This is a genomic window from uncultured Campylobacter sp., from assembly GCF_938045625.1.
GTDB lineage: Bacteria > Campylobacterota > Campylobacteria > Campylobacterales > Campylobacteraceae > Campylobacter_A.
The window spans coordinates 1-9,214 of record NZ_CALIAV010000067.1; the positions used below are offsets into that span (position 1 = coordinate 1).

Here is a 9,214-nt window from a genome sequence, read left to right on the forward strand (position 1 = left end):
GCGAACCGCTAAAGAATTTTTTCAGCTACGAGATGGAGCCGCGCGGAAGCGAGGTGCGCGAGGACGTGATCGTAGGCACCACCTGCCTGACCAATATCGTAAATCAGTACCTAAACGGCGAGCGCGACATCTATAATGAAGCTTACGAGCTTGGCATCAAATTTTGCTTTCTTAGCATAGGTAACGGCGGCGACGTACAGGCAGGCTTTGATCTGCGAAATAAAATCGAGGACGAGGAGCTAGAGAGCTGCGGCTCGTTTTTGGAGATAATCGGCGGCGCAACCGGGCAGAGGTACGCATACATCGATCTTATCTGCTATGACGAGGAAAGGCTAAAAGAAAAAGTAAGCGAGCTTTGCAAAAAATATGGCGCAAGTATCGAAATCCACGACTTTAAGCGGTAAATTTAGCCACGGGCGTCAAATTTATTTTGGATTTGCACGCCCACGCTATTTTAATTTTGGCGCTAAATTTTGCTTTTTAATGTTAGTTGTGGCGGATTATTCCGCCCATTTCTGTCCGCTCAAGGCAACATTTAGCAAGATCCTAGCACGTATGGCTCTAACCCGCCACAATAGCTGTATTTTTAAATTTACAGCAGCAGGGCTTATTCCCCCCCCCACTCATCTCAACGCAAATTTTTTAGATACTGGCACGCGCTAAATTCCCCGAGCTTGCAACCTCTATCGTAAAGTTCTTTGGCGGCGTTTTTATTCTTTTCTACACCCATGCCTTTTTCGTAGGCAAAGCCCAAATTTACACAGGCTAGCACGCTAGCACCCGAGCAAGCGTTAGTAAAGAGCACAACGGCTCTTTCGTAGTCTTTTTCTACGCCCTCGCCCTTAAAATAGCAAACCCCAAGATCGGCGCAAGAGTCTACGTGCCCGCGCTCGCAAGAGGCCGCATACATCTGCGCCGCCTTTGCCGCGTCCTTTTCTACGCCGCCACCTAGCGCGTAGCTTAGGGCGAGATTGTAGCACGCCGTTTCCTCGCTTAGCTCGCAGGCTTTAGCAAACAGTTCGTTCGTCTTTTTGCCGTCAGGATAGATGCCAAGCCCCTTGCCGTAGCTATACGCTAGGCTCGCGCATCCCTCGCCTACACCTTTTTCGCAAGCTTTAGCAAAAAGCTCGTTTGCCTTTTTGTGATCTTGCGCCGCGCCCTGCCCGCTTTGGTAAAGCAGCCCCAGATACACGCAGGCTTTGTCCGCACCAAGCCCGCAAGCCTTGTCGTAGTATCGCACGGCTTTTGTAAATACCTTATCAAACTAGTAAAAATACCCAAGCCCCGCGCAATACATCGCGTTTTTCTCGCCGCCTTCATCGCAGACAAGCTCTAAGTTTTTAATCGCGAGCGAGAGCCTTTTACAAATTTCGTCGTTTCCCTTCTCGCACTCATCGCGCAGATCGGCTAGCTCGCCGCCAAAAGCTAGCGCCGCAAAAAATATGAGCGAAATAAAACGTCTCATAAGCTCAAATTTCCTTTCAAATTTTATAAATTTACCGCCGTAAAGCGCCGAAACCAAAATGCCTGAAGTATAAATTTAAAAAGATTAAAATTCAAATTTAGCTAAAATCGCTATCAAAAAGGAGCTTAAAATGATTTTTGAAGACGAGCTGATTTTCGTCGAGCGCGAAACAAGCGAGATACCGTGGGTAAAAATTTTTACCAAAACGCCGTTTAAGGAGTTAACCGACTGCGACGAAGCGACGCAAAAAAGAGTATTTGAAGCAGTTTTAACAACCGAAAAAGCAATGAGAAAATTTTATAATCCAACCAAAATAAATATCGCAAGCTTTGCAAACTACGTGCCGCGCGTGCATTTTCACGTGATGGCGAGGTTTGAGAGCGATAGCTTTTTCCCGGAGTCCATGTGGGGCAAAAAGCAGCGCGAAGGCGAGCTAAATTTGCCAGGTTTTGCCGAGTTTTCTCAAATTTTAGCGTGCGAGCTAGGCAAAACACGTGAATAAAAAAATACTTCTAACGCTCGCGATCATCGTAGTAGCAAGCGTTTTGGCGGTTTATAAGGCGCGCTGGGACGAGCAGACGCAGACGGAAAATATCAAAAAATTTCTCGACTTTCAAACGCAAATTTTAAATAAAAACATAGAAGAAGAAAAGCTCTCCGCGATGACAGTGGCTGCGCTACTAGCGCAAAACGAGCACGTGAAAAAATGCATGAGCCAAAACGACCGCGAAATGTGCCTAGAGACGCTTGGCGAATTTACCAAAACGCTAAGCAAGGTGCCGATTTACGAAAATGCCAAATTTCACATCCATACACCCGAAATGAGGAGCTTTGCTAGGAGCTGGATACCACTATACAACGATGATCTAACGAGCTTTCGCCACCTACTAGCCGAGGCTAAAAACGGCGTAGCCGCAGGCATAGAGGTCGGTCGCGCGGGTGTTTTTATTAGATCGGTCGCGCCGATATTTGAGGATAAAAAGATGCTGGGCAGTATCGAAGTGCTGCTTGATTTTAAGCATTTGAGCGACTTTTTCGCACAGCAAGGGCTCGGGCTTTTCGTATTACTCGACGCTAGCGCCGACTCGCCGTATCAAAACGGCAGCGACGAGGGCATCATAGAAGGCTTTCATTTCGTAAATAAGAGCTACGCAAATTTAAACGTCTTACCGATGCTAAAAGATATCAAATTTAAAAGCGGCGGATTTTATCAGACGGATTCGCACGCCTTTACCGTCCAGCCGATGAACGACGCAAAGGGCGAGCGAGTTGGGTATTTTGTTATTTATTTTAACTCCGACTCAAAAGAGCGAAATTTAGCAAAGCTGGGCGTTTGGTTTGACTAGTCAAGCAAGCTTTTTGAGTATGGCGAAAATTTGTAGGTAAAGACGCTGCCTTTGCCCAGCTCGCTTCTCACGCCGTACTCCACGCCGTTTTTCACGCAGATGCTTTGCACGATATTTAGCCCCAGCCCAAAGCCGCCCTGCACGCCTTCATCTCTAACGTAGCGTTTCCAAATTTTACTCGTATCTTTTATACCTTCGCCCTCGTCCTCGATCTCGAGCACGATTTTGCCGCTTTTTTCAAAAAGGCGCAAATTTATTATTCCTCCTTCGCGGCTGTATTTTACGGCATTGCTTAGGTTGTTGTCGATCAGTCTGCCCGCCTCTATCTTGCTAATAAAAATTTGCAAATCAGGTTTGATGAAGTCGTAAATTTTGATATTCTTCGCCATCGCGATACCGCGCATATACCGCGCTCGCTCGAGGCAAAATTCACTCAAATTTAAAATCTCTGGCGGAAATAAAATATATCCGCGCTTGATGTAGTACTCGGTATCCTCGTATGTGACTTGCATCTGTTTTAGAGCCGAGCGCATGCGGGTGACGTATTTGTTATCAAGGCCCAGCATTTCAAGGTTTATTCCGATGACCCCCAGCGGCGTTTTTAGCTCGTGCATGGCGTCGTTAAAAAAGTTATTCATATATTTTTTAGCGTCTTTATATGGCTTTATCCCGCTAACAAACGACAAATAAAGCGCGAAAAATACGACCACGAGCGCAAACGCTAGAGTTAGAGCCGTGACGAATAAAATCCTAGCCGCGTTTTGCTTTTTGGCTAACACGAGATAATAAAACTCTCCGTCCGCGCTAAAATAGGTCTTGTAAAAAAGATGACCGTTTTCTTGGCGGGTGATGAATTTTAAATCGCTAGGTCGCGCGTCTAAATTTGAGACGATCTGCTTTTCTTTGAGATCAAAAACGCCGTATTTATAGGTGAGCGAAATAGGCAAAGTCTCGTTTTTATCGAGCGCTTTACGGATTTTGCCCTCGTACTCGAGTAGCTCGAACATATTTTTTGAGTATTCGTCTTTGGAGCTTAAATTTATAATCTCGTAGCTTTGAAATATAAACAAAGCCATGATGATAAAAGTGGCTAAAATAGGGATTTTAAGATTTTGAAACATCTATCTTATAGCCTAGTCCGCGCGATGATTTTATAAACTCGGGAGTCGTTTTTTGACGGATTTTTAGTATGTGCATGCGCACGTCGGCGGGGTCGATTTCCTTGTCGTTCCACACCTCGGCGCGCAGCCTTTCGATGCCCACGAAGCTGTTTTTATGAAATAGCAAGCACTCGATGATAGCAAATTCTCTCGTGCTTAGCTCAACCGCTTCGCCTTTAAATTTGAGCCGCTTTTTAGCTGTATCGAGGCTAAAGTCTTCGTCGATCGCGATCAAGTTTTTATCGTCTCTGCCGTGATATTTTCGCATTAGCTCGTTTACTCTAAATTTTAGCTCGGCCAGCTCAAAGGGCTTTTTTAGGTACTCGTTACAGCCCAGCTCGTATCCGACCGCCATATCGTCTATATCTACGAGCGAGGTCATTATCATTATGGGTGTTTCACAGCCGATATCTTTGGCGTATTTTATAACTTCGTGTCCGCTGATGTGCGGGACCTTGATGTCAAGGATCAGCAAGTGATAAAAGCCCGCCGCTATCTTATCGCAGGCGACTTTGCCGTCAGGCGCCTCATCCACCTCGTAGCCTAGGCTCTCTAGATATTCGCTAACGCTCTCACGATATACGAAGTCGTCTTCAAGCAGTAAAATTTTCATAAATTCTCCGAATTTTATCGCAATATTTTAAGGGAGATGATAGCTAAAAATGATTTTGGATCGTCTGAATTTAAAAAGGCTCGGCGAGTTTACCGAGCCTAATGCGTATAGTTTAGTCTAAATTTCACGCGCCCGTGAAAACTTGACCGGCATAAACTATATAGTATCTTAGCATAACGACGCCGCAGATAACCACAAGCGAGTTTGCTACGATGTAGCCCACTCTATACGCGTGATTTTTAAGAGCCGTTAGCGCTATGGTGATAGGAGTCAAAAGTCCGATACCCACGACGCCTATCCAAAAGATTAGCGCGTATTGTCCCGTGCTTAGAGCTTGTTTAGCTGCAACCGCGCTCGCTCCGCCTTCGAAATATAGTCCCAAAAATAGTATAGCTATAAGCGGTATCTCGAAAAGTACGGCGCGCAAGTCCATAACCAAAAGATACTTCACGTTGTCTTCGTTAAGAAGGTGCTTGAAGCACAAAAGTCCGACCAAGATGTTTGTCGCTACGCCTGAGCTAAAGCCTGATGTTAGGAACAAGATCGGCAAAATCGGTGTGTTCCAAAGCGGAAGCTTCGTAATCGCGCTAAGCAAAAAGCCTGTATAGATACCAACGCCGATCGCAAGGCCGAAAAGCGCCATCTCGACTATCTTTGAAAGAGGCGCAAAAGAGCGAATCAGTCTAGAAATAGGACGTAAAATCGCTAAAATTTTATACTTTTCTATCTCTTCTTCGAAAATAATCATCGCAAAAAGATAAGCTAGCGGCGTATAAAGCAGCAATAACGCAACGCCGATAGACATAACCGAACCAAAGTTATACTTAATCAAAATCCAGTAAAAGCTAAGCGGTTTGCCAAGGTCAAGTACCAAAAGCGCAAGGCCCACGGTGATCGTTATAGGAGCTACTAGAGCGCCCGCTTTTACCATCGCGTCCCAGATACTGCCGTCTTGTTTTTTGTGGTAGTTCCACTTAACAAGCAATGCAACCATCATCGCGCCTGCGGACAAGCCCGCCAAAAATAGATAAACCGCTATCGGCCACGGCCAGTAAATTTCATTATATTGCGCTACGCTTCCCCACATATTATTCATGGCTTCCTCCTTTGCGGTTAGCTATCATAGCAAGCTTGGGTTTGGTTTTAAGCTCGGCTTTAGGATAGTAGTGAGCTTTATTCTTTAAAATTTTACTTACTTCGCTGTTTGGATCGTTTATATCGCCAAATGCCAAAGCATCGGTCGGACAAACGGTCACGCACGCAGGCTGCTCGCCAATGCTCACTCTAGTTTCAAAGCAAAACGTACATTTGCCTATCTCGCCGGTTTTCGGCTCGACGTAGCGAGCGTCGTAAGGACAGGCTAGGATGCAGTATTTGCAAGATACGCAGGTAGAGTGATCTAGCAGCACTATGCCCTCCGCCGTCTGAAAGCTAGCTCCCGTAGGACAAACCGCCACGCACGGAGCGTCCTCGCACATCACGCAGCTGTGTCTACTAAAATCGGTTTTTAAATTTGGAAATTTACCCTTTATCTGCGAATGAACTTGGAGCCTAAAAACGCCTCTAGGCACTTCGTTTTCGCTCCTGCAAGCCACCGAGCAAGCCTGGCAGCCTATGCAGAGATTTTCGTCGTGTATCATTCTATATGCTTTTTTCATCTTTTTTCCTTTACGCTTTTATTATCTTGACGCCGACGTTTCGCACCATCGTGGAGGCGACGGGACCGATCACGGTAGGATCTAGCAGCTTGCTTTGATTCGTTCCTACGCCGTTCGTGCGCTTTAATCCCGCGCTTTCGTGACCAAAACCGTGATAGACGAAAAGCGTATCTTCTCTGATGCCCTCGGTAAGCATCACGTTTGCCTTTTCCTTCGCAGCTTTGCTTTGAAGAATTATCTTATCACCGTCTTTTAGTCCGTATTTTTTCGCGGTATTGGGGTGTATCCAAACGGGCGCGCTACTCATCAAGTCGTTTAAAAATTCGACGTTTTGCGTGTGGCCGTTGGTGTGTATCGGCGTTTTGCCGCTCATTAGGCAAAGCTCCTCGCCGAAAAATACGTCCATGCCCTCGGCGTTTAAGCAGCCGTATCCCGGAAACTGCTTTTCGACCTTTTCGCTAAAGAGCTCGATCTTGCCGCTATCGGTTTTAAATTTGACCTGCGACTCCATTAGCCCGTCGTCGCCCACGAACTGCTGCGCGTAAGGGAATTTTTTCGTAAATTCTTTTACGCTATCTTTTTCTCTAAACAAAATCCCCGGCACCTTCCACGTGACGTAGCCTTTTTTAACTAGCTCCGCTAACAGCTCGGCGTTGCCTTTTACTTGTTTGATTCTCCACTCGTCCATCGTGTTTGCCGAGTACTGCTCGTCTATCTTCATCCTGCGAGCTAGCTCTCTAAAGATATCGTAGCCGTTTTTGGTGTCGCCGATAGGATCTACGACTTTGTTTCTTATCATATAGGCAGGTTTTTGGCTCGACTTATCCTCGATGCCTTCGTCGCGCTCAAGGTAAGTACTCTCGGGCAGTATCACGTCCGCCCATATCGCAAAATCGCTCATATAGATATCCGAGCACACGATAAAATCAAGCTTTTTTAGGCTCTCTATCGTAGTTTCCGTGCCCGCGACGTTGATCGGGTGATTAAACCTTATGCTAAACCAGCCCTTTACGGGATAAGGCTTTTCGCTTAGTATGGCTTGTGGGATCTCCATCAAGACGCCGTGGCTTCTGCTGACGAATTTGTTTCGTCCGTCCTCGCCCGCAGCGTCTATTCTAGGCACTTTAGGTACTTTTATCGCGGCGTCCGGGTTTGTGATCTCAGGGATTAGCTCTTCGCCGATTAGTTTGTTGTAAAATTTAGCCTTTTTACCGCCAAAAATTCCGCCCTTTTTCTCCCAGTTGCCCATCATCACGTTTGCCGTCATTATGGCTCTGGTGCGGATGTATTCGGCTCTAGTCGTAGTGGTGTTGTGACCGAAGTCGATGATGACTTTAGGTGCGGCTTTCCAGATTTCGCCAGCGATTCGCTCGACCGTTTTTGCAGGTATTCCCGTGATCTTTTCTTGCCACTGCGGAGTTGTGTCTTTGGTCGCTTCTACGACTTTGTCAAATCCGATCGTAAATTTCTCTATAAATTCTTTATCGTATGTGTCATTTTTGATCCATGTATGGATAAGGGCTAAAACAAATGCTAGATCGGTTCCCGGTTTTACGGGTAGCCACTCGTCGGCTTTTGAGGCCACGACGCTAAAGCGCGGATCTAAAACCAGCAGCTTGGTATCTTCTTTCGCGGCCATTTTAGCTAGCTTTTTAGCGTCGGCGATGACGATGCCTTCAAAGAGATTGTGTCCGAAATTTACGACGTATTTTGCGTTGCCGAAGTCTCTTTTTAGCTTCGCATCGCCGTACATATGCTCGCAAACCATCTGATAGGTGATCGGACAACAGGAAAAGTGAGAAAAGCAGTTTGGCGAACCGTATGCGCTAGCAAAGGTCGTCATTAGCTTGTGCGTTTGGCTTGATTTTGCCGTAAATACAAAGCTCTCGGGACCGTATTTTTCCTTGATTTCTAGCATTTTTTTAGCGACTAGATCTAGTGCCTCGTCCCAGCCCGCCTCGCGCCATTTGTTTTCGCCGCGCTCGCCTACTCTGATGAGCGGTTTTACGATGCGCTGCGGATCGTAGAGCTGATTGTGCCCGCTGCCGCCCCTTGCGCACACGGAAGTCGCCGTGCCGCTTACCTTGCCGTTGCCTTGGATGAAGACGTTTTTGCCGTCTACAACCTTGGCCTCGATAGGACAGCGAGAAGAGCACATCTCGCAAAAACTATAAACGGTCTTATCGCCGCCTTCTAGCGCTTTGGCGCCGACGGCGCCTAAAGTACCGGGCGCGTAAGTCATAGCAAGCAAGCCCGTGGCGGTGGATGCTTTTAAGAAATTTCGCCTCGAAGTATCCATTTTTTCTCCCTTTTTGAAATAAATTTACCGAAATCTTAAATAATCAACGTAAATTATACGTAAATTTTTCGTATCAATATAAATTTTAATTGATAACGATTATTTCGTTTTTTAGGGGAAAAGCTTAAATTTAATTTCAAATTTGTCAAATTTACAAATATCAAATTTTAACGGATGATGATATTTGAGCTGCTGTTTGCTTAAATTTATAACTTAAAAAGTATTCTTGCGATTTCCGTCAAAAATTATTTTAATTTTATTTGTATATAATTCGCGTATTTTTTCAAAAAGGCAAATTTAATGAAAAAGCAAATTTACGTCATTCACGGCTACGACGCTTCGCCGCAAAGCCACTGGTTTTCTTGGTTCAAAGAAAAGATGCGCGGCATTGCCGAGGTGGAAATTTTAAAGATGCCAAATCCGCAAACGCCGAAGCTAAACGAGTGGCTAGAAACCATGAAGCAAAACGTAAATTTAGACGAAAATTTATTCATCATCGCTCACAGCCTGGGCACGATAACTAGCTTAAATTTTCTTAGCGGTTTTGCAAATTTGCCCAAATTCGGCGGTCTAGTTCTCATCTCGCCGTTTGACGAGCCGATTAAGGAATTTGCGATTTTAGATGAGTTTTGCGAGCCCCAAATCGCCTACGAAAAGATAAAAACGGCGACGA

11 protein-coding genes are annotated in these 9,214 nt (G+C 45.7%); 4 read left to right on the top strand and 7 right to left on the bottom strand.

The window, feature by feature from the left end; all coding sequences use genetic code 11:
• Window positions 1-404 (top strand): hypothetical protein (locus Q0386_RS07170; RefSeq protein WP_299029112.1); only part of this gene is annotated, 404 nt, incomplete at its 5' end.
• Between the two features lie 224 nt (window positions 405-628).
• Here the strand turns inward: Q0386_RS07170 and Q0386_RS07175 are convergent.
• On the bottom strand, window positions 629-1,240 hold the full coding sequence (locus tag Q0386_RS07175; protein WP_299029115.1) for a tetratricopeptide repeat protein: 612 nt from the start codon (window positions 1,238-1,240) through the stop codon (window positions 629-631).
• Between the two features lie 24 nt (window positions 1,241-1,264).
• A complete protein-coding gene (locus tag Q0386_RS07180) occupies window positions 1,265-1,465 on the bottom strand; it encodes a hypothetical protein (protein WP_299029118.1) in 201 nt (66 codons plus the stop codon).
• 130 nt (window positions 1,466-1,595) lie between these two features.
• Between Q0386_RS07180 and Q0386_RS07185 the strand changes: the two genes are divergently transcribed.
• Window positions 1,596-1,967: an HIT family protein gene (locus Q0386_RS07185; RefSeq protein WP_299029121.1), complete on the top strand. Its 372-nt coding sequence runs from the start codon at window positions 1,596-1,598 to the stop codon at window positions 1,965-1,967.
• On the top strand, window positions 1,960-2,811 hold the full coding sequence (locus tag Q0386_RS07190) for a cache domain-containing protein (protein ID WP_299029123.1): 852 nt from the start codon (window positions 1,960-1,962) through the stop codon (window positions 2,809-2,811). Before Q0386_RS07185 ends, Q0386_RS07190 begins: the two co-directional genes overlap by 8 nt.
• Here Q0386_RS07190 and Q0386_RS07195 read toward each other — a convergent pair.
• The 5 genes from Q0386_RS07195 to phsA form a co-directional block, all read right to left on the bottom strand.
• Window positions 2,808-3,932: a cell wall metabolism sensor histidine kinase WalK gene (locus Q0386_RS07195; protein ID WP_299029125.1), complete on the bottom strand. Its 1,125-nt coding sequence runs from the start codon at window positions 3,930-3,932 to the stop codon at window positions 2,808-2,810. The genes Q0386_RS07190 and Q0386_RS07195 overlap by 4 nt on opposite strands.
• Complete coding sequence (locus Q0386_RS07200) at window positions 3,916-4,584, bottom strand: response regulator transcription factor (RefSeq protein WP_299029128.1); 669 nt, start codon at window positions 4,582-4,584, stop codon at window positions 3,916-3,918. Before Q0386_RS07200 ends, Q0386_RS07195 begins: the two co-directional genes overlap by 17 nt.
• Window positions 4,585-4,708: 124 nt before the next feature.
• Window positions 4,709-5,680 carry an NrfD/PsrC family molybdoenzyme membrane anchor subunit gene (nrfD, locus tag Q0386_RS07205; protein WP_298792529.1) on the bottom strand — a complete coding sequence of 324 codons (972 nt, stop codon included), beginning with the start codon at window positions 5,678-5,680 and terminating at the stop codon, window positions 4,709-4,711.
• Complete coding sequence (locus Q0386_RS07210; protein WP_299029132.1) at window positions 5,673-6,242, bottom strand: 4Fe-4S dicluster domain-containing protein; 570 nt, start codon at window positions 6,240-6,242, stop codon at window positions 5,673-5,675. The genes nrfD and Q0386_RS07210 overlap by 8 nt, the downstream gene beginning before the upstream one ends.
• Before the next feature lie 10 nt (window positions 6,243-6,252).
• Window positions 6,253-8,541, bottom strand: coding sequence for a thiosulfate reductase PhsA (gene phsA, locus Q0386_RS07215; RefSeq protein WP_299029135.1), 2,289 nt, complete (start codon window positions 8,539-8,541; stop codon window positions 6,253-6,255).
• Between the two features lie 300 nt (window positions 8,542-8,841).
• Between phsA and Q0386_RS07220 the strand changes: the two genes are divergently transcribed.
• Window positions 8,842-9,214: alpha/beta hydrolase (locus tag Q0386_RS07220; RefSeq protein WP_299029140.1), on the top strand; the 373-nt coding region annotated here is incomplete at its 3' end.